The 19,515-nt window shown below is 68.4% G+C and carries 15 protein-coding genes and 4 tRNA genes; 10 read left to right on the top strand and 9 right to left on the bottom strand.

From position 1 onward, the window contains the following. Window positions 1–62: 62 nt before the first annotated feature. From Actkin_RS09785 to Actkin_RS09775, 3 genes are read left to right on the top strand one after another with little or no spacing between them, the layout of a single operon-like run. Complete coding sequence (locus tag Actkin_RS09785; protein WP_189213016.1) at window positions 63–1,070, top strand: FecCD family ABC transporter permease; 1,008 nt, start codon at window positions 63–65, stop codon at window positions 1,068–1,070. Then, on the top strand, window positions 1,067–2,113 hold the full coding sequence (locus Actkin_RS09780) for a FecCD family ABC transporter permease (RefSeq protein WP_258906802.1): 1,047 nt from the start codon (window positions 1,067–1,069) through the stop codon (window positions 2,111–2,113). Before Actkin_RS09785 ends, Actkin_RS09780 begins: the two co-directional genes overlap by 4 nt. Continuing rightward, a complete protein-coding gene (locus tag Actkin_RS09775) occupies window positions 2,110–2,889 on the top strand; it encodes an ABC transporter ATP-binding protein (RefSeq protein WP_189213018.1) in 780 nt (259 codons plus the stop codon). The genes Actkin_RS09780 and Actkin_RS09775 overlap by 4 nt, the downstream gene beginning before the upstream one ends. 692 nt (window positions 2,890–3,581) lie before the next feature. Here Actkin_RS09775 and thrS read toward each other — a convergent pair. Then, window positions 3,582–5,591: a threonine--tRNA ligase gene (gene thrS / locus Actkin_RS09770; RefSeq protein ID WP_258907891.1), complete on the bottom strand. Its 2,010-nt coding sequence runs from the start codon at window positions 5,589–5,591 to the stop codon at window positions 3,582–3,584. Between the two features lie 112 nt (window positions 5,592–5,703). Next, on the bottom strand, window positions 5,704–6,222 hold the full coding sequence (locus tag Actkin_RS09765) for a DUF305 domain-containing protein (protein WP_258906801.1): 519 nt from the start codon (window positions 6,220–6,222) through the stop codon (window positions 5,704–5,706). 392 nt (window positions 6,223–6,614) lie between these two features. Here Actkin_RS09765 and Actkin_RS09760 point away from each other — a divergent pair, with 392 nt between their 5' ends. Then, the gene (locus Actkin_RS09760) at window positions 6,615–7,904 is read left to right on the top strand and encodes an LVIVD repeat-containing protein (RefSeq protein WP_258907890.1); all 1,290 of its coding nucleotides are present in this window, start codon (window positions 6,615–6,617) and stop codon (window positions 7,902–7,904) included. Window positions 7,905–7,952: 48 nt separating this feature from the next. Here the strand turns inward: Actkin_RS09760 and Actkin_RS09755 are convergent, their stop codons facing one another. Together Actkin_RS09755 and Actkin_RS09750 are read right to left on the bottom strand one after the other, a co-directional pair. After that, window positions 7,953–9,059, bottom strand: a complete 1,107-nt coding sequence (locus Actkin_RS09755; protein WP_258906800.1) for a ScoMcrA-related endonuclease — start codon at window positions 9,057–9,059, stop codon at window positions 7,953–7,955. A 219-nt stretch (window positions 9,060–9,278) separates the two neighbouring features. Then, window positions 9,279–9,983 (bottom strand): hypothetical protein, encoded by a 705-nt coding sequence (locus Actkin_RS09750; RefSeq protein ID WP_258906799.1) that lies wholly within the window; start codon window positions 9,981–9,983, stop codon window positions 9,279–9,281. 342 nt (window positions 9,984–10,325) lie between these two features. Here Actkin_RS09750 and Actkin_RS09745 point away from each other — a divergent pair, with 342 nt between their 5' ends. Then, window positions 10,326–11,297 (top strand): hypothetical protein, encoded by a 972-nt coding sequence (locus tag Actkin_RS09745; RefSeq protein WP_258906798.1) that lies wholly within the window; start codon window positions 10,326–10,328, stop codon window positions 11,295–11,297. A gap of 169 nt (window positions 11,298–11,466) precedes the next feature. Here the strand turns inward: Actkin_RS09745 and Actkin_RS09740 are convergent, their stop codons facing one another. Together Actkin_RS09740 and Actkin_RS09735 are read right to left on the bottom strand one after the other, a co-directional pair. Continuing rightward, complete coding sequence (locus tag Actkin_RS09740) at window positions 11,467–11,634, bottom strand: hypothetical protein (protein WP_258906797.1); 168 nt, start codon at window positions 11,632–11,634, stop codon at window positions 11,467–11,469. Window positions 11,635–11,856: 222 nt separating this feature from the next. Then, entirely contained in the window at window positions 11,857–12,198 is a 342-nt protein-coding gene (locus tag Actkin_RS09735) for a DMT family transporter (RefSeq protein ID WP_258906796.1), read from the bottom strand. A 783-nt stretch (window positions 12,199–12,981) separates the two neighbouring features. Between Actkin_RS09735 and Actkin_RS09730 the strand changes: the two genes are divergently transcribed. Then, window positions 12,982–14,574 carry an alanine/glycine:cation symporter family protein gene (locus Actkin_RS09730; RefSeq protein WP_189213025.1) on the top strand — a complete coding sequence of 531 codons (1,593 nt, stop codon included), beginning with the start codon at window positions 12,982–12,984 and terminating at the stop codon, window positions 14,572–14,574. 1,790 nt (window positions 14,575–16,364) lie between these two features. Here Actkin_RS09730 and Actkin_RS09725 read toward each other — a convergent pair. The 3 genes from Actkin_RS09725 to Actkin_RS09715 all read right to left on the bottom strand — a co-directional run bounded on the left by Actkin_RS09725 (window position 16,365) and on the right by Actkin_RS09715 (window position 18,070). After that, the gene (locus Actkin_RS09725) at window positions 16,365–17,027 is read right to left on the bottom strand and encodes a YdcF family protein (RefSeq protein WP_258906795.1); all 663 of its coding nucleotides are present in this window, start codon (window positions 17,025–17,027) and stop codon (window positions 16,365–16,367) included. A 509-nt stretch (window positions 17,028–17,536) separates the two neighbouring features. After that, window positions 17,537–17,608: transfer RNA gene (locus Actkin_RS09720), tRNA-Val, on the bottom strand. Window positions 17,609–17,659: 51 nt separating this feature from the next. After that, window positions 17,660–18,070, bottom strand: a complete 411-nt coding sequence (locus Actkin_RS09715; protein ID WP_258906794.1) for a TIGR02611 family protein — start codon at window positions 18,068–18,070, stop codon at window positions 17,660–17,662. 389 nt (window positions 18,071–18,459) lie between these two features. On the opposite strand from Actkin_RS09715, the gene Actkin_RS09710 reads away from it, so the two are divergent. From Actkin_RS09710 to Actkin_RS09695, 4 genes are all read left to right on the top strand, one after another. After that, window positions 18,460–18,885, top strand: a complete 426-nt coding sequence (locus tag Actkin_RS09710) for an SsgA family sporulation/cell division regulator (RefSeq protein ID WP_189213027.1) — start codon at window positions 18,460–18,462, stop codon at window positions 18,883–18,885. Between the two features lie 104 nt (window positions 18,886–18,989). Further along, window positions 18,990–19,062 (top strand) — tRNA-Gly (locus Actkin_RS09705). A 53-nt stretch (window positions 19,063–19,115) separates the two neighbouring features. Then, window positions 19,116–19,187 (top strand) — tRNA-Cys (locus tag Actkin_RS09700). 1 nt (window position 19,188) lies between these two features. Continuing rightward, window positions 19,189–19,263 (top strand) — tRNA-Val (locus Actkin_RS09695). Window positions 19,264–19,515 lie beyond the last annotated feature (252 nt).

The following is a 19,515-nucleotide window of genomic DNA, read 5'->3' as shown; positions in this document are numbered from 1 at the left end:
GGGGTGTCCTTCAAGGTCATTTGTAAAGGTAGGCTGCCCTAAGCTAACACTCGGAGGAACGCGTGACCCAGGCCCGGACCAGCCTGCGGCGCCGGGGCCTGGTCGTGGTCGCCGCCGCCGTGCTCGGCGTGGTGCTGCTCAGCATCGCGCTGGGCAGCAAGGCGTTGAGCCTGCCCGAGGTGTGGCACGGCCTGTGGACGCCCACCGGCGCCGAGGGCGACGTCATCGTCCGCTCGCTGCGGCTGCCGCGCACCGCGCTCGCCCTGGTCGCCGGCTGCGCGCTCGGGGTGGCGGGCGCGCTCATGCAGGGCCACACCCGCAACCCGATCGCCGACCCGGTGCTGCTCGGGGTGAGCGCGGGCGCGGGCATGTTCGTCGCGGGCGGGATCTTCCTGCTCGGCGTCACCACGCTCTACGGCTACGTCTGGTTCGGCTTCGCGGGGGCGTTCCTGGCCTCGGCGATCGTCTACTTCGTGGGCAACCGCACCCGCGGCGGCGCGACACCGGTCACCCTCGCGCTCGGCGGCGCGGCGGTGCACGCGCTGTTCACCGCGCTGACCGCGGGCATGCTGATCCTGGACGAGCAGGCGCTGGAGCTCTACCGGTTCTGGACCGTCGGCTCGGTCTCCGGGCGTCCGGCCGAGATCACCGCGCAGATGCTGCCGTTCGTCGTCGCGGGCCTGGTGTTGGCCGCGGCCAACGCGCGCGGGCTCAACTCGCTGTCCCTCGGCGAGGACGTGGCCCGCGCGCTCGGGGTGCGGGTCGGGCTCACCCGGCTGGTGGGCATGGCCGCGATCACCCTGCTCACCGGGGTCGCGGTGGCCGCGTGCGGGCCGATCGGGTTCGTCGGCCTGATGGCCGCGCACATCGCCCGCTCGATCACCGGCCCGGACTACCGGTGGGTGCTGCTGTACTCGGCGCTGGTCGGGATGGCGCTCATGGTCGCCGCGGACGTGCTGGGCAGGCTGGTGGCGCGGCCGAGCGAGCTGCCGGTGGGGATCATGCTGGCGTTCATCGGCGCCCCGGTGTTCATCTACCTGATCCGTCGGCGGAAGCCGGTGCGGCTGTGAAGGCGATCCGCGTCGGCCCGGTCTCGGCCGTCATCCGCCCCCGGCACGTGCTGGTGCCCGCCGTCACCCTGGTGGCGCTGTTCGCCGCGATCGTGGCGAACACCGGGCGCGGCGAGTTCGACATCCCGGCCAGCGACATCGTCGGGGTCCTCTTCGGCGGGGGCGACCGCACCGACCGGCTGGTCGTCCTGCAGTTCCGGCTGCCCAGGGCCGCCGTGGGGGCCATGGTCGGGGCGGCGCTCGGGCTGGCGGGGGCGATCATCCAGGGCGTCGGGCGCAATCCGCTGGCGAGCCCGGACATCCTCGGCGTCACCGCGGGCGCGGGGGCCGGGGCGGTCGCGGTGATCGTGCTCGCCGGGGAGTACGGCGCGGTCAGCGGGCCGCTCGCCGAGGTGGGCGTGCCGCTGGCCTCGATCGGCGGGGCGCTGGCGGCGGCGGTCCTGGTGTACGTCCTCGCGGTGCGCCGCGGGCTGTCCGGGTACCGGGTGCTCCTGGTGGGCGTCGGCATCCAGGCGGTGCTGACCAGCCTGATCTCGTGGCTGCTGGTGAAGGCGTCCATCGTGGACGCCGGACGCGCGATCGTCTGGCTCAACGGCAGCCTGAACGCGGCCACGTGGGAGAACGCGCAAGCCGTCGGGATCGCGCTGGTGGTGCTGCTGCCCGCCGCGCTGGTCCTGTCGTTCCCCTTCGGCGCCCTGAACTTCGACGACGACACCGCGCGCGGCCTCGGCGTCCGCATCGACACCACGCGCGCGGTGCTGATCGTCATCGCGGTCCTGCTGACCGCCACCGCGACCGCGGCGGCGGGGCCGATCGCGTTCGTCGCCCTGGCCTGCCCGCAGCTCGCGGTCCGGCTCCTGGGCACGGGCACGCCGCCGCTGCTCGCGTCCGCCCTGCTGGGCGCGGCCGTCACCGTCTGGGCGGACGTCCTGGGGCGCACGGCCTTCGGCTCCGTCGAACTGCCGGTCGGCGTCCTGACGGCCGCACTCGGCGCGCCGTACCTGCTGTACCTGCTCGTCCGCAGCGGAAAGGCCCGCACATGACCGACCTGCGCGCCGAGCGCCTCACCCTCGCCTACGACGAACGCACCGTGGTGCACGGTGTGGACCTCGAAATCCCCCAGGGCACGGTGACCGCCGTGATCGGCCCCAATGGCTGCGGCAAGTCCACTCTGCTGCGCGCGTTCGGCAGGCTGCTCAAGCCGGTGGAGGGCCACGTCCTGCTCAACGGCCAACCGGTCCACAAACTGCCGACCCGGTCCGTGGCGAACGTCGTCGGCCTGCTCCCCCAGTCCCCCGTGGCCCCCGACGGCCTGACGGTCGCCGACCTGGTCGCCCGCGGCCGACACCCCCACCAGACCTGGTACCGCCGCTGGTCCTCCGCCGACGAGGAGGCCGTCAACCAGGCCCTGAAGAAGACCGCGGCGGACGAGTTCGCCGACCGCACCCTCGACGAACTCTCCGGCGGCCAACGCCAACGAGCCTGGATCGCGATGGCCCTGGCCCAGGAAACCGACATCCTCCTGCTGGACGAGCCCACGACACACCTGGACCTGGCCCACCAGATCGACGTCCTGGAACTGGTCCGAGACCTCCACCGGGACACCAACCGCACGATCGTCATGGTCCTCCACGAACTGGCGTTGGCCGCCCGCTACGCCGACCGTTTGGTAGCGATGAAGAACGGCCGGATCGTGGCCGTGGGGGCGCCTGGGGAGGTGTTGACGGAGGAGTTGCTGCTGGAGGTGTTCGGCTTGCGAGCGCGGGTGCGTGAGGATGAGGAGACGGGCTCGCTCATGGTGATCCCTTTGGGACGGTAGGCCCGCTCGCGCTGACCTTGCCACTCCGGCGGGCTCTCACCTTGCCTTGCCCGCCTGCCACTCCGGCGAACTCTGACCCGCCTTACCCCACCGCCGCCCAGCGGCTCTCACCCCGCCTTGCCCGCCCACCGCTCCGGCGGGCTTTCATCCCCACTTCCCCCACCCCAGCAACTCCCAACCTCACTTCTCCCGCCCGTCACCCCGGCGAGCCTTAACTCCGCCTTGCCTGCCCACCACGCTGGCGAACTCTCAACCTTGCCTCGCCCGTCCGCCCCTCTGGCGGGCATTCAACCTTGCCTGCTGAACCACACCTCTGCCCCGTGGCACGTGCCAGCCACCTCTCCGCACTCCCCTCAGCTCACCCTCCGCCCCGGCAGCGGCAGGTGCTCTCTCAGCCTGGCCAGCTCCGGCTTTCACCCCCCACCTGTGCCCCAGGTGCCCACCTCGTCCTCCCTAGGTGGCGTGGCGCGCTTCGCGAGTTGATTTGTGGGTCCGATGGGGTGGACCCGCATTCGCGGGGCCCCTAAGCGAAGCGTCGCGGGCGCGGAGAAGCGGCGGAGCGGGCAAGCCGTCCGCGCCCGAGCGAGGGTAGCGACGCTTCGCTCCCCACGAATGCGGGTCCACCCCATCGGACAGTGTTGGTGGGGCGTGTTGCGTGGGGGGGTGGTTGCGCTGCTTCTTCTTTTTGTGCTCTAGACCGAGAAGGTCTCTGCGGTGGGAGACGAGTTCTCTCGGCGTGCTACCCAGGCCTCGATCGCGGCCACCGCCTGGGGCACCGGCACGCCATTTACCTGGGTGCCGTCGCGGAAGCGGAAGGAGACTGCGCCTGCTTCCACGTCCTTGCCGCCCGCCAGCAGGAGGAACGGGACCTTCTGCAGCGTGTGGTTGCGGATCTTCTTCTGCATCCGCTCGTCGGAGGTGTCCACCTCGACGCGGAGGCCTCGGGTCTTGAGGTCCTTCGCCACGCCCATGAGGTGGTCGATGTGCTCGTCGGCCACCGGGATGCCGACCACCTGGACCGGGGCCAGCCAGGCCGGGAAGGCGCCCGCGTAGTGCTCGGTCAGCACGCCGAAGAAGCGCTCGATCGAGCCGAACAGGGCGCGGTGGATCATGACCGGGCGCTGGCGGGAGCCGTCGGCGGCGGTGTACTCCAGTTCGAACTTCTCCGGGAGCATGAAGTCGACCTGGATCGTGGACATCTGCCAGGTGCGGCCGAGGGCGTCCTTGGCCTGGACGGAGATCTTGGGGCCGTAGAACGCCGCGCCGCCCGGGTCGGGGACCAGTTCGAGGCCGGAGCTCTCGGCGGCCTCGCGCAGCGTCTGCGTCGCCTCTGCCCACACCTCGTCGGAGCCGATGTACTTCTCCTCGTTGCGGGTCGACAGCTCAAGGTAGAAGTCCGTGAGCCCGTAGTCGCGCAGCAGGCCGAGCACGAAGGACAGCAGCGACCGCAGCTCGTCCTGCACCTGCTCGGGCGTGCAGAAGATGTGGGCGTCGTCCTGCGTCATGCCGCGCACGCGGGTCAGGCCGTGGATGACGCCGGACTTCTCATAGCGGTACACCGAGCCGAACTCGAACATGCGCAGCGGCAGCTCCCGGTACGACCGGCCGCGCGAGCGGAAGATCAGGTCGTGGAACGGGCAGTTCATCGGCTTGAGGTAGTAGTCCTGCCCCGGCCTGCGGACGGTGCCGTCGGCGTTCAGCTCGGCGTCGAGGTGCATCGCCGGGTACATGCCCTCGCGGTACCAGTCCAGGTGCCCGGAGGTCTCGAACAGCGTCCCCTTGGTGATGTGCGGGGAGTAGACGAACTCGTAGCCCTCTTCCTCGTGCCTGCTGCGCGAGTAGTCCTCCATGACCCGCCGGACGATGCCGCCCTTGGGGTGGAAGACCGCCAGTCCGGAGCCGATCTCGTCGGGAAAGCTGAACAGGTCCAGCTCGACGCCCAGCCTGCGGTGGTCGCGCCGCTCGGCCTCGGCCAGCAGCTCCAGGTGCCGGTCGAGCGCCTCCTGCGACTCCCACGCGGTGCCGTAGATGCGCTGCAGCTGCGGGTTCTTCTCGCTGCCGCGCCAGTAGGCCGCCGCGACCCGCATCAGCTTGAACGCCGGGATGTGCTTGGTGGTCGGCACGTGCGGCCCGCGGCACAGGTCGCCCCAGACGCGCTCGCCGGAGCGCGGGTCGAGGTTGTCGTAGATGGTCAGCTCGCCGCCGCCCACCTCCATGACCTCGCTGGTGTCGACGTCGCTCTTGATGTCGACCAGCTCCAGCTTGTACGGCTCGCCCGCCAGCTCCTGCTTGGCCGCGTCGACCGACTCGACGACCCGCCGGGAGAACCGCTGCGCGCCCTTGATGATCTGCTTCATGCGCTTCTCCAGCGCCTGCAGGTCCTCCGGGGTGAACGGGCGGTCGACGTCGAAGTCGTAGTAGAAGCCGTCCTTGACCGGCGGGCCGATGCCCAGCTTGGCCTCGGGGAACTGCTGCTGGACGGCCTGGGCGAGCACGTGCGCGCACGAGTGGCGGATGACGGCGCGGCCGTCCTCGCTGTCGGCGGCGACCGGCTCGACGGTGGCGTCCGCGTCCGGCGTCCACGCGAGATCGCGCAGCCGCCCGTCGGCGTCGCGGACGACGACGACGGCGTCGGGTCCCTTGCCGGGCAGTCCGGCCTCGCGGACGGCGGCGCCCGCGGTAGTCCCCGCGCGCACCACCACGCTGGTGGGGACGGCGGGCACGGGCTGCGGCTGGGACACGACGACTCCTGGTCGGCTCGGGTGCGCTTGACCCGTCGATGCTATCGAGGGGGTCCGGCAGCACGCGCGCCGGTTATCCCTGCATCTCCCGCATGCGGCGGATCTCGTCGGCCTGCTCGGCGATGACGTCGTCGGCCATCTCCTGCACCCGCACGTCCACACCGGAGACCTGCACGGCCCTGGCCATCTCGATGGCGCCCTCGTGGTGGCGGATCATCAGTTCGAGGAACAGCCGGTCGAACTCGGGCCCGCGCGCCGCGGTGAGCGCGGCCAGCTCCTCGGCGGTGGCCATGCCGGGCATGTCGGCGTGGGCGTGCGCCTCGGTGGGGTTGACCGCGGGCAGGTCGTGGCCGGTCAGCCAGCGGTTCATCATGCCGATCTCGGGGCCCTGCACGTCGTGGATGCGCGAGGCCAGGCCCCTGACCCGCTCGTCGGCTGCCCGCTCGGGGGCGAGCGCGCTCATCTCCACCGCCTGCTGGTGGTGGATGATCATGTTCCGGACGTAGGAGACGTCCTCGTCGTTGGGCTCGGTGTCGGGGAGCGCGGACTCCGCTTCCTCCGCGGAGAGGGTCCGGTTGGGCTCACCCGGCAAACCGGGCTGGACAATCGTATGGTCAGGTGCTGGGGGCTCTTCAGAGCAGGCCGATACTCCGAACAGCGCAATGGCGACAACCGTGAGCCAAGCCCGCACATGCCCTCCCAACTGCGACGACGCCGACGACCGTACCTCCTCGGCGGCCTCGTCGGGGATAAACGTTCAACTGGTAAAACCACCCGAAAAGTGAGGGTGGTTTGAATAGCTAACAACGACGATACTTCGGGCACCCGAAACCGAGAGGGGTGTGCAGCGTGTCTTCATCCCGACGTGACCGGCGCCGCCGAACACCAGTTGCGATCCTGGGAACGACCTTCGTCGCCGCCACGGTGCTGGGGACGACCTCCGCGACCGCGCAGAGCGAGTTCCCCGCGCCGGACGAGACCGTCATGAGCGCGAACGTCACGCACGTCGCCAACATTCCGGCCACCGCGCCGCTCGCGGGCTCCGCGTCGGTCGGCACGGACCTCGCCTTCACCGGCGACTACGCGATCGTCGGCAACTACCTGGGCTTCACGATCTACGACATCAAGAACCCCAAGCGGCCCGCGATCCTGAGCCAGGTCCTGTGCCCCGGCTCGCAGAACGACGTGTCCGTCACCGGCAACCTCGTCGTACTCTCGACCGACTCCCGCCGCAGCGACGCGTCCTGCTCGTCGACCTCCCAGAACGACGGCAGCAAGCCGTACTGGGAGGGCATCAAGGTCTTCGACATCAGCGACAAGCGCAACCCGCGCTACGTCACCGCCGTGGAGACCGCCTGCGGGTCGCACACGCACACCCTCGTGCCCGACAAGCGCGGCCGTGACATGTACGTCTACGTGTCCTCCTACGGGCCCTCGCAGACCCTCTCCAAGTGCAAGCCGCCGCACGACTCGATCTCCATCGTGAAGATCCCGCTGCGCGACCCGGCGTCGGCCGCGCTCGTGGCCACGCCGAACCTGTTCCCCGACGGCGGCAACCCCGGGCGTCCCGGCACGGTCCAGACCGGCTACGTCTCGGCCACCACCGGCTGCCACGACATCACCGCGTACCCGTCGAAGAACATCGCCGCGGGCGCCTGCATGGGCGACGGCATCCTGATGGACATCTCCGACCGCGAGAAGCCGCGCGTCATCAACCGCGTCCAGGACAACGAGAACTTCGCGTTCTGGCACTCGGCGACGTTCAACAACGCGGGCACCAAGGTCCTGTTCACCGACGAGCTCGGCGGCGGCGGCGCGGCCACCTGCAACGCCGAGATCGGCCCGAACCGCGGCGCCAACGCCATCTACGACATCACCGGCCGCGGCGACAACCGCCTGATGGAGTTCCGCAGCCTCTACAAGATCGACCGGCACCAGACGTCGTCGGAGAACTGCGTGGCCCACAACGGCTCGCTGATCCCCGTCCCGGGCCGCGACATCTTCGTCCAGGCCTGGTACATGGGCGGCGTCCAGATCATCGACTTCACCGACTCCACCAACCCGAAGGAGATCGGCTACTTCGAGCGCGGCCCCGCCGCGAACCCGGACGAGAGCGGCGGCTCCTGGTCGGCGTACTACTACAACGGCTACATCTACTCCAGCGACCTGGGCAAGGGCCTCGACGTGCTCCAGGTCAACGACCCCCGCACCAACCCCGCCCGCGGCGTCCACCTCACCGAGCTGAACGTCCAGTCCCAGCACTCCTACCGCTGACCCGACGCGCCGATGCCCCGGTCGATCGGCCGGGGCATCGGCCTGTCGCTACTCGGCCTCGCTCTGCTGGCCGTAGCGCTCCCGGTGGTAGACGAGGTGCCGCACGTCTAGGCCGTGTTCCTCGTCAACGGCAAGCACTCCCTGGCTGACGCCGTTGACCCGCACGGTGAGGTCTGCGTCGATCACGAGCGCGCCCGCGTCGAAGAGCACGTGGCAGTTCGGGCACAGGCACAGGACGTTCTGCGGCACATCCGGGCCATCGTGCCCGCTTCCGAGCGGCCGGATGTGCGCCCCCTCGGAGTACCCGCGATCACCGATCATCAGCCTGACCCGACACGCTTGGCAGGTGTCGCTGTACATCGCCTTCACGTAGCGGGAGACGACTGTCGAGCGCACGACCCGCTGAACGGTCGAATCACGTCGACCAGGCTTGACGGTACCTTCCGGCGCGACAGAATTGGTCTTGTCGGCGTCGATCACGGGTGTCAGGCGGAATTGGCACACCTTGCGCCCTTTGCGGTCGACGTCCCTCCACGCGTCCACTACTCGGAAAAGCCCGAGATAGCGATAACCAGGCTCACGCATGCCATGCAAGACCCGCACCGGAATACCGGTCAGCCTGCTGGTCAGCAGCGCGGCGTTGGCGGGCGTCTTGAAGCTCTGGTCCCGGCCTGCTTCCCCTTGACCGGCGTAGATGATCTCACCGTCGACCTCCTGGTCGGCGGGGACGAGGATCGATTCGGCGCCTGCGCCAGCAGTCCCGCAGACGCTTTCCGTCAGCGGCAGGTGCACTCCAGCCCGCGAGGCGGCCTCCCGGCTCGCGTAGCGGGTTCCTGCGGGCTGCCCAGCGATCTCCCCGAAGCCTGCGCGCTCGTGTTCCTCGGCGGTCCGAACGTCGAAGCCGAGATCCTGCAGCACGCGAACCACGGACGCCAGCCCGCCGGTGAAGTCCGCCGCCCGCCAGAACGTGCCCGTGGCGAACCCATGAGCGACACCGACGATCGCCTTGGAGTCGTACGCGCGCCCTTCATGCACCAGCACGTATTTGCGCGCAGGCCCGAATCCGTAGGTCGAACGGAACTCGTCACCACCGAGCCGGTCGAATTCGGCAACCGCCCGCCGCACCGACTCGACCGTGACCTCCCCTAAGCCCATGAGCGGATCCTAGATCCACCTCAGCACCGTCGGAAGAAGCCCTGGAACCCTGACCGATCGGATCGAAGACAGCCCCTGATTTTGGCTTGGTTCCACATGCCGTCACCCACCCGTCGGCGGAGGTCAGGTTGTCAGCCATCAGTCGGTGAGGTAGTTGGTCGACGCCTCAGTGAAGGGGCCAGCGGTAGTGTTTCGACTCCACCTCACCACCGTCGAAGGTCACGACGACCCACACTTCGTGTCGTTCGGGGGCAGCGCGAACCGGTGGAACTCCTTCGTCCCGTCGGCGTCGACATCGAGGGTGGCCCCTGGGTTGAACGGGCTGTCCCACTCCGATGAGTGGGGAACGACGTTGAACCGGGCGTTCGGTGGGAATCCCCGCATGCGGATGAACATGGCGTGACAGGGCGACGCGCAGCCGTTGACGTCGTCCTCGGGCCTACCGAGCGACACCTCCACAATGGGCTCGGTGGACTCGGCTGGGGGCTGTTTCGACGACGTGGCGAGGGTGGTCGTTGTCGTGGTCGGCGCGGGCACGGGCCGTGGTGTCGGGGTCTTGGTCGGCGTCGGCACGGGGGAAGCGATGCTCGTCGTCGGTTCGGCCGTGATGGTCGTGGGAGGCGGGAGCACGATCGGTCGGTCGTCCAGGGGTTCGGGGGTCACGAGGAAGCTCAAGGCCACCACCCCGAGCACCGACGCGAGTCGTGCCCGTCCCAGCACCGACTCCACTCGCGCCCGCACCAGCCGCACCTGCGACGCGTGGAAGTGGACATCCCGTCCGGCCTGCACGTTCACCGCACTCGACTCCGCCGTGACGGTGTTGAACACAAGCCCGCTCTGACGGGCTTCGGTCACTCCATCATCCGCTGAGCGGCTCCTACCGCCGAAGACCCGGGCAACCCATCGACTCGGCCAGCGCTCCACGCGCCCTAGTGTGGACCTAGCGCACCAACCCAATCACGCTTCGTTGGGTTTCCAGTTCCGGCATAGCGGCTAGACACGAGCTGTCGGATCGGATCGACGAGCCCTCAGGTCATTCAGGGACAGCACGTCCCCTCGTCATGGCAGTCAACGATGTGAGCACCACTCAGGCAGACCGCCGCACTCGCGCATCCACCGATCGCAGTACGTCACCGTGTGCCGGTGTCTGGTAAGCCTGGTGACGGAGCTGGCGATCCGTCGGCGTCTCAGCGTGCTTGACCGTTCGACGTGCGCACCGAATGGAGAAAGCCATGACCAGGTGGCGGAAGTCGACGCTCCGATGCGGTGCCCGACCTTTCGCCACACCTTCTCAAGGCTGACATGACAGCCTCTTTGCGTACCCAGCATCCCGGCAGGTGGGTGTTCGGCCTGCTCTTGGTCGCGATGCTCAGCACGGTGGGGATCAGCGTCCTCTCCGCAGGGGATCGAGTCGACCCAGCGGCGCGGCCAGGTCCGTCATCAGCGACGAGGACCACCGATCGCACTCCAGCGCCGACGCTGACTCTCGCCGAGTTCCGGGCCAAGGAGAAAGCCGCCCATCGAGCGGTCCGCACGGCAGTGGAGCGGGTGCTGAAGGCGTCCTCCCTCGCCGAGGTGGACACCGCCACCGCGAACCTCTCGAAGGTGCTGGACGAGCAGTGGAACGAGATCGCGTCGTTCCACCCGTCGGACGAGGTCTGGGAGCCGACACGCCACCTCTTGGCAGCACTGCACGAGCCCCTCGCGGAATTGCGAGGCACCAAGCCCTCGTCGAACGTCGCGTCAACGGATGAGTGCGGTCCGACGACGCTCCAGGAGCGGCTGTACGACGCGAAGGCGAACGTCTACCAGATCCTGCGCTCCAGCGAGCCCAGGCTGCCGCTCCCCGCCAGCCCCGAACCGCCACCCGCCGGACAGAACCGCCTGCCGAACGGCCACGTGATCGAGCGCACCGGCCCGCGCGGGCCAGGCCGCCTCGACATCGACAACGGCACGGCAGACGACGTCGCCGTGTCCGTCGTGACCGGAGACCCGTCGAAGCCTCAAGTCATGGTGTACGTGCGGGCCCACTCCCAGGCGACGGTGACGGGGATCTCAGGTACCTACCAGGTGTACTTCAAGTCCGGCTCCGACTGGGACGCGGACAGGCGCGGCTTCACCCAGGGCTGCGCGTTCCACAGGTTCGACCAGCCATTCGACCAGCGGTCCCACTGGCAGATCGACCTACGACGATCAGTACTCGGCAACGCCAAGACCAGCACCGTCCCGCCGTACTAGTGCTGCGTCACCTTGAGCGGAGACCGCTGCGTCCGCCTCGCACCACCGATGTCCGCGGAAAGCCGGGCGCGCCCGCTGCGGGGCGACGCACCCACCGCTACCTGGATCTTCGTCTGGTGACCTCCGTGCCGTGGATTCCACCCCGCTCTGCCGGGCGCTTGGTGCGAGGTCAACACTCGCGCCGCAGGATCTCGGCCAGTTCCTTGGCGAAGGTCGGTTCGAGCTTCCCGTCGTCATCGAGAGCGCGGGCGATGCCGGTCCGGAACGCCTTGCTGAACTCCGTGTAGTGGACCGTGAGCGGTCGGAGGCGGGCCTTCTGAGCTACGCGTCGTGACACGGGCCGCCGTCAACACCTTCCTGCAGGCGTTCGGTCCGGCGGGATCGAGGTGATCACCCGCGCCAGGTCCTTCTCGGTGAGCGGCTGCTCCATCGCAGGCGTCGACTCCCGACGTTCGTCCCGCCAGCCGTGCACGTGCTGTCGGAGTGTCCTGCGCCGCGCTTCAGGCTCACCACTTCCCAGCGAAGCGGCGCTTGAATCCGTGGTCGGCGAGCGGCTCGGTCACCGCTCCTCGCGGGCGGACTGGTCGGACCTGATCACGGCGGCGAGCCCGAGCAGCACCGCTGCGATGCCGACCACATGGCTCCAGTGGAACGACTCGCCCAGCAGCACGTAGGACAACAGCAGTGCCGAGACCGGCATGACCGCCATGAACCCCGACGCGGTGGCGCCCGAGGACCGCCGCATCCCGGAGAACCACAACACCGACCCGAGGCCCATCGTCGCCGCCCCCCACCACAGCACCGCTAGCCAGTCCGCACCCGACGGCACACCCCAGTCGAACGACAGCGCGTCCACCACGGCGAACGGGGCGAACAACAGCCCCGCGCCGAACACCAACACGCTGCCAACCACACGTTCTCGCCCTGGCCGCCGACCGCGCCCTCCCCAGATTGACCACCAGCACCCCGCACACGGCCAAGGCCAGCCCCATCGCGCTCCACCGGTTGATCCGGTCGCTCAGGAACAGCACCGCCCCGACCGCGGTCACCGCCGGGGTCATCGCCGGGGTCATCGCCGGGGTCATCGCCATCACCACGGCGCCGACCGCCCCCGGAGCCTGCCGCATCCCCAGGAACAACAACACGGTGAACCCGAACGTCCCCACGACCGCAATGCCCGCCAACAACCACCGGTCCCGAACGCCCAACCGCTCCCCCGGCCAGTCCGTCCTCCGCCTGACGCACCAGCAACGGCACGAGCACGCAAAGCCATGCCCCCTGCCATCAGGGCATACGCCACCACGCGACTCCCGTTCGAGCTCCCCACCGCCATGCCGCCGGGATACCGCGCCGCGCGGCATCCATGCATGACGCGGCCACCGCAGACGCGGTGGCCCACACGGCAAACGCGACGAGCACCACCAATACCGGGATCCAGCGACACCTTCATCGGCCACGTACCGACCCGGCAGCGCGACGGGTCGGAGTCGCCAGCGCCCTGGCCGCCTTGACGGAGGCATCCCTGATCCGACGAATCGACCATCCGACCATATGACCCGCAACAACGATTCGGAGAATCGGACTAACCGCGCCGTCGCATCTCGCTCATCGCGTACCCACCAATGGGGTCAAGGTCGCGGTTTGCACTTGCGATAGAACGGCTGGTTGGGTCCCCTCATGGGTCATGTGGACCATCAGCGCTGATCCGCCGACCACTAGCCCGCTGTCGGACACCCCGACACTCACACTGGCCGCAGAGAGCGGCACTCTCGGTTCGATCGAGGAGTGGATCAACAACGTCTTCGATCCGCTTTCCGAGGGCCTGTCCACCTTCGTATTCGCCGAGATCTCCGTGTTCGGCATCAGCTTCCCCTGGATCGTCGGCTGGCTGATCGCCGCCGCGGCGATCTTCAGCGTCTACTTCGGCTTCATCCAGTTCCGGGGGTTCAAGATGGCCCTGGAACTCGTCCGCGGACGGTACTCGAAGAAGGACGATCCGGGCGAGATCACGCACTTCCAGGCGCTCAGCTCCGCGGTGTCGGGCACGGTCGGGCTCGGCAACATCGCGGGGGTGGGCGTCGCGGTGACCATCGGCGGGGCGGGGGCCACGTTCTGGATGATCCTCGCGGGCCTGCTGGGCATGTGCACCAAGTTCGTCGAGTGCACCCTCGGTGTGCGGTACCGGGAGACCCACGAGGACGGCACCGTCTCCGGCGGCCCCATGTACTACCTGCGCAAGGGCATCGCCGAGCGGTTCGGCGAGCGCGGCGGCAAGGCGGTGGGGCGGGTGCTCGCCGTGCTGGCCTCGGTCATGATCCTGTTCTTCGCCATCGCGGGCGGGAACATGTTCCAGGCCAACCAGACCTTCGCCCAACTGCGCGACGTCACCGGCGGGAGCGAGGGCTTCCTCGGCACGGACGGGGCCGCGCTGATCTTCGGCATTCTGCTCGCCGCCGTCGTCGGGGCCGTGATCATCGGGGGCATCAAGTCGATCGGCAAGGTGACCAGCAAGCTGGTGCCGTCCATGGCGATCCTGTACATCCTCGCCTGCCTTGTGGTCATCGGGACCAACATCACCGCGGTGCCCTCCGCGTTCGGCGCGATCATCTCCGGCGCGTTCTCCCCGGAGGGCGTGCTCGGCGGCGCCATCGGCGCGCTGATCGTCGGGTTCCAGCGGGCGGCGTTCTCCAACGAGGCGGGCCTGGGGTCGGCGCCGATCGCGCACTCGGCGGTCAAGACCCGGCATCCGGTGACCGAGGGCTACGTCGCGCTGCTCGAACCGTTCATCGACACCGTGGTCATCTGCACCATGACGGCGCTGACGATCATCATCGCCAAGACCGAGTTCTGGACGAACGCCCAGGCATCGGTGTTCGCGGGCGGTGAAGTGCCGAATGGCGTGACGGTGACCTCGGAGTCCTTCGCGACCGTGCTGCCCTGGTTCCCCTACGTGCTCACCCTGGCGGTGGCGCTGTTCGCGCTGTCGACGCTGATCACCTGGGCCTACTACGGGCAGAAGGCGTGGACGTACCTGTTCGGCAAGTCGCCCGTCACCGAGCGCGTCTACCAGGTGGTCTTCTGCCTGTTCATCGTCGCGGGCTCGGTGCTGACCCTGGGCAGCGTGCTGAACTTCGCCGACGCCGTGCTGTTCCTGCTCGCCCTGTTCAACATCATCGGCCTGTACCTGCTGGCTCCGGTGGTCAAGCGGGAACTGCGGAGCTTCCAGGCCAAGATCCGCTCCGGCGAGGTCAAGAAGAACGACCGGGTCGGATCCTGACCGGCGAGCGCCCCGCGGGCCGTCCAGCCCGCGGGGGGCTCCGGCATTGCCGACGTAGCTTTTCCGGCCATCGCACCGATGGGGGCGCCGGAATCCCGGTGCTGGTCGTCAGGCGGCGCAGGACCGGGAGGCCTGAGTTGATCGCGGCCACCCCTGCCGCAGGCTCCGGATCACCTTCGCCGACCGACCCGAACGAAGGCTGGCCCCCAGGGCGTGCACCTCCACGACCTGCGCCACACCACCAGACCTGGCTCACCGAGAACGGCGCCAGATGCTCCCCAAACGATCAAAGCCCTGCCAACAAGATTGTTGGCAGGGCATTGACCAGCACGAATAACCCGTGGGCGATACTGGGATCGAACCAGTGACCCCTTCGGTGTGAACTGTCGGCATCAGCGCTTCTGCTGGTCGGACAGGTCGACAACTCGGCCGTCACCGCCGCTCAAGGTCGCTGCCGGTTGCTCGCGTTGCTGTATCTCGCTGCTGTACCCAGCCTGCCCGGTTCGATGGCAGGCACGGGTCCGACCGCCACCGGATGCCGCGTCTACGGTCGGGTGATCTTGTCTAGGAGCGTGAGCGCGGCGACAGCGCCACCTAGGGGCAACGCTAGTGACGGTTGGTTGATCAGGAGCACCGCAACTCCAACAGCCGCTAGGAGCAGGACGAGTCCGCGCAGCGTCAGCAGCGGTTCGGCTCTCTCACCCGCCGCGCTCTGCTGGTCCGGCCCGTCGCTAGAGGGTACGCTCATGTGGTCTCGTCTCTACTAACGCGCTGAGGCAGACCAGAACGGCTCCCTGTTCCCGCAGGGGGCCGTTCATTGTTGAACGGCCGCTCGCCCTAGTCTAGTCATGCTGTATCGGATGGCTTGTCGACAAGTCTGGCGTATGCCAGCCTCCATTCGCAACTCTGACAGGGACCTCCACCTGGAGGGGCGGACCAACCGACGTCAAGTTATGTCAAACCATGACCAGTTGCGACCAGTTCGCCCAGGTCAGAGCCTGGATGCAGAGTCCTGCAGAGTCCTGCAGAGTTGCGCAGAGTCCTGCAGAGTTGTGCAGGCAAGCGGTACCCGACTTTACCCGACCGCGAACACCCAGAGTAAGGGCTAGCCCTCTTATCGCTCAGTTCTTTTCAGTGCATTTCCCTGCATTTCAGTACGTTTCAGTACGTTTCAGTACGTCTTAGTCGGTCCTAGTCGGTCCTAGTCGGTCTCAGTGCGCGCTAACCCCTTACTGAGCTCATCACGGAGAGTGGGCCTGAGCACCGCAAGGCGGTGGCTTCCTGCCATCCCGTCGACCTGGCGTAGCCCTACCACGGTGATCACCAGGCGTGCAGCCCTCGACGGGTGGTGAGGTTGGGCGTTGAGCTGCCCGAGGTCCCGCCCTCGACGTGACGGGGCGTGGGGCTGGGTGTTCGCGGCCTCGGGTGGGTCTGCGCCTGGTGCCGGGCTCTGCGCGCCTGGTGGGCACCGTGGTAGCCCTCTGGGAGGTCGTCGGGATGGCAGGAAGCCACCGACGAACCGCAGCCTTCGCGCCTTCCCGGCCATCCCGGAGACCTGCCCGCGCGGCGAGCCCATGCTCTTGATCTCTGCGCCGTGTATGGCAGCTCACCTGGTCGGCCTGTGGGCACACCTCTCCGGTCGGTGCCCGCGGGCGGACCGGCGGCAGCCGCAGCCGCCCGCGGAGTTGCGCCGACCGGAGCGGCACAGTGTGCCCGCGGCGGCCCGGCAGGGCCGCCGCCTTGAACAAGAGAAGAAAGTTTGAACACGCACGCCGAAGCCGTGACCGGGCTCAGGCTTCCGGGATGAGGCGTTGGGTGTAGCCAGCGGCGACGAGCTGCCGGAATGCGGCCTCGACGCCTGCGGGCATGTTCTGTGGGATGGCGAAGCCTTGGTCGGCGTAGACGGTGATGCGTTGGGTGTCGCCTACCAGCATGTTGATCACGCGGGCGGCGTCGCCGATCTGTTCCACGTAGTCGTCAAGCTGGAGCGGCAGCGATGCGCATTGGACGGTGACCTCGGGCCAGAGTTTCCGGCAGGTGGCGAACGCTCGCCGTTGTTGGTAGGGCCGCGAGATCAGGGTCACGGATGCGGGTGTAAGGCCGTGGTCGGCGAGTATGCGGCGGCTGTTCTCGATGTTCTCGCCGGTGTTGCGGGCCTGGGTCTCGATCAGGATCACCTCGTCGGGGACACCGAGGGTGAGGGCGTGTTCGCGGTAGTGGACGGCCTCACCGCGGGGAAACCGTTCGACGGTGGTCGGCGCGTTGGCTCCGGTGAGAAGGATCAGCGGGAACAGCTTCTCGTGCCACAACTGCGCGGCGCAGGCGGCCACACCGAGGTCGTGACTGCCCAATCCGATCCCGACATCGGATGGTGTCAGTTGGTGGCCGAGGTCGTGGTAGGCCCACAGGATTTCGACCGCCTGGCGGTGCTCGGGCGGGATCGGCGCGGTCATGGTCACTCCGGCAGCGGGAACGTGTAGGTCCAGGAGAAATGGCTGGAACGATGGGTACCGCGTGCGAACTCGACGGGCTCGTCATCCTCGGTGTAGGTGCGGTCCGCCGGACCTCGTTCGTCTGGTCGCCCGGCTTCGACTCGCGCCCCGACGCCTCGCGGTCCGCGGCGAAGGCGAGCAAGCCGAACTTCCACTTGCTCTTGGCGTAGCGGTCGACGCCCAGACGCTTCATTCGGGGTCGTGCACGAACCACAGTCCCCCGGCGCCGCACCGGGGTCACCAAACCCTCGGACTCCAGCAAGCTCACAGCCTTGCGCACGGTGTTGATGGTGACCCCGCGGGCGGCGGCGATCTCCTCATGCTTGGGCACACCGAGGTCTCCGACGACCGGGTATGGACGCGCTGGCCAAGCTCCAGCGACGACTTCGGCTGACCCGCTGCTGTACTTTGCTGCTGTACCCCATGACAAAGGCCCATTCCCCTGACTGGGAATGGGCCTTTGACCTGGGTGGGCGATACTGGGATCGAACCAGTGACCCCTTCGGTGTGAACGAAGTGCTCTCCCGCTGAGCTAATCGCCCGGGTCTGCCGCCCGCTCGGAGCGACGGGTGAACCTTACAACATGGTCGGGACTAGTCGAAAACCGGGGACCTCAACCACGGCCAGTAGATGCCCACCCAGCCGCCTACCAGGGAGAAGACGCCGAACAGCCAGAGGGTGACCGCGACGACGACACCCGTGAAAGCGAGCACGAGCAGGCGGACGGCGATGTGCTGGCGCTTGAGCCACTCGACCCACGCGTCGTACTTCGCGCGGGCGAAGTCGAGGACGCGGCGGGCCCAGGGGAACTCGACGGCGAGGATGGCCAGGCCCGCGAACACCACCAGCCAACCCGGACCGGGGTACGGGATCAGCAGGATGCCGCCAGCGAGGACCGCGCCGCCGATCACCGCGACGCCCACGCGCCACACCAGTCGGGTGGTTTTACTGCGGTCGGCCCAGTCCGGGCGGATGGACTTGTCCTCACTGGCCCCGCTCGTCACGTGCGCACCTCCGTCCCGGGCGAGCCGGTGGGTCATTGTGCCCGGAGCCGCGCATCGGGGCATCCGCAATGCTCTTGACCTGCGGGAACGTGGTCATTGCCACATCAACCGAACCCTCCCAGGTCAGCGCGGATTTTGCCATCCGGGAACAGCCGCCGCTGTCCAGATTCGCACTTCAGGCGCTACCAACCGACCCGAAAACCGGCCAGTATGGGGAGGCTGCCCGGGTCGCCGAGGTGACACTGCGCAGCGAGACGAGCGCCCAGCGCGGCGAGCGGTGGCCCGTCCGGGTGACATCATCCGGAATCGCGACCTTTTCGTTGCGCAGAGGCGTCACATGGAAGGGGCTCAGTCGTTTTGACTGGGGAGGGAGCAGAAGGGTAGCGACGATGCGAAACGATCACGTCACGCTGCGGTCGACCGCGGTGTTCGACCTACTGGCGCCGAGGACCCCCGCGGTGCCGGTCAAGGTGGAGCTGCGGTACGACACGCGCGACCCGTACGCGGTCGTCGCAGCCTTCCGCACCGGCCGCACCGGCTGGGTGGAATGGGTCTTCGCCCGCGACCTGCTGGCCGACGGCCTCATCGCCGAGGCGGGCGACGGCGATGTGCGCATCCGCCCGGCAGGCGACGACCCCGAGGTCGTGGTCATCGAGCTGAGCAGCCCGTCGGGCCACGCCGTGTTCGAGGCCGCCGCCCAGGAGCTCGCCGACTTCCTCGATCGCACCTACGACGTCGTCGTGCCCGGCAACGAGCACCTGTGGGTCGACGTCGACGAAGCGCTCACCCAGCTGATCTCCACCGACCTGACCTGAGGAAACCGGTGAAGGGGACCCCCGATTTGGATCCCTTGGGGGGCCTCCGATAGAGTTCACTCGCACCACGCCGGAGGGACCACCACGGACCACCCGGAAGGCGTGCGGACGTAGCGCAGCTGGTAGCGCATCACCTTGCCAAGGTGAGGGTCGCGGGTTCGAATCCCGTCGTCCGCTCGGAAGCGGTTCGGCCTGTGCGCCGGCCCCCCGAAGGTCCCCCTTCGGGATACGGCGGAGTGGCCGAGTGGCTTAGGCAAGGGCCTGCAAAGCCCTGTACGCGGGTTCGATTCCCGCCTCCGCCTCGGGCGATTAGCTCAGTGGGAGAGCACTACCTTGACACGGTAGGGGTCACTGGTTCAATCCCAGTATCGCCCACCAACGCGAAAGCGCTGGTCAGACGGCCCGTCGGTGATCATCACCGGCGGGCCTTTCTGCCTCTGCGGCATTCCTAGACCGTCGTTTGACCGTCCGCTTGGTCATGCCCCGAGCGGGGTTGTCCGAGGTAAACGCCGCTTTCCGGCGTGATCGTTCAACCGCTGATTGATCGGGTTGGCGCGGTTGACACCTGCCTGGGGTCGGATCCGGTCGAGTGCGCAAAGGGCTTGATCGGCCGGTGTCGGGATGGTGTGG

Origin of the sequence: Actinokineospora sp. UTMC 2448, from assembly GCF_024760565.1 — a bacterium.
GTDB classification, from domain to species: Bacteria; Actinomycetota; Actinomycetes; order Mycobacteriales; family Pseudonocardiaceae; genus Actinokineospora; species Actinokineospora fastidiosa.
The sequence above is the reverse complement of the archived record's forward strand: the minus strand, read 5'-3'. Positions and strand labels throughout refer to the sequence as shown.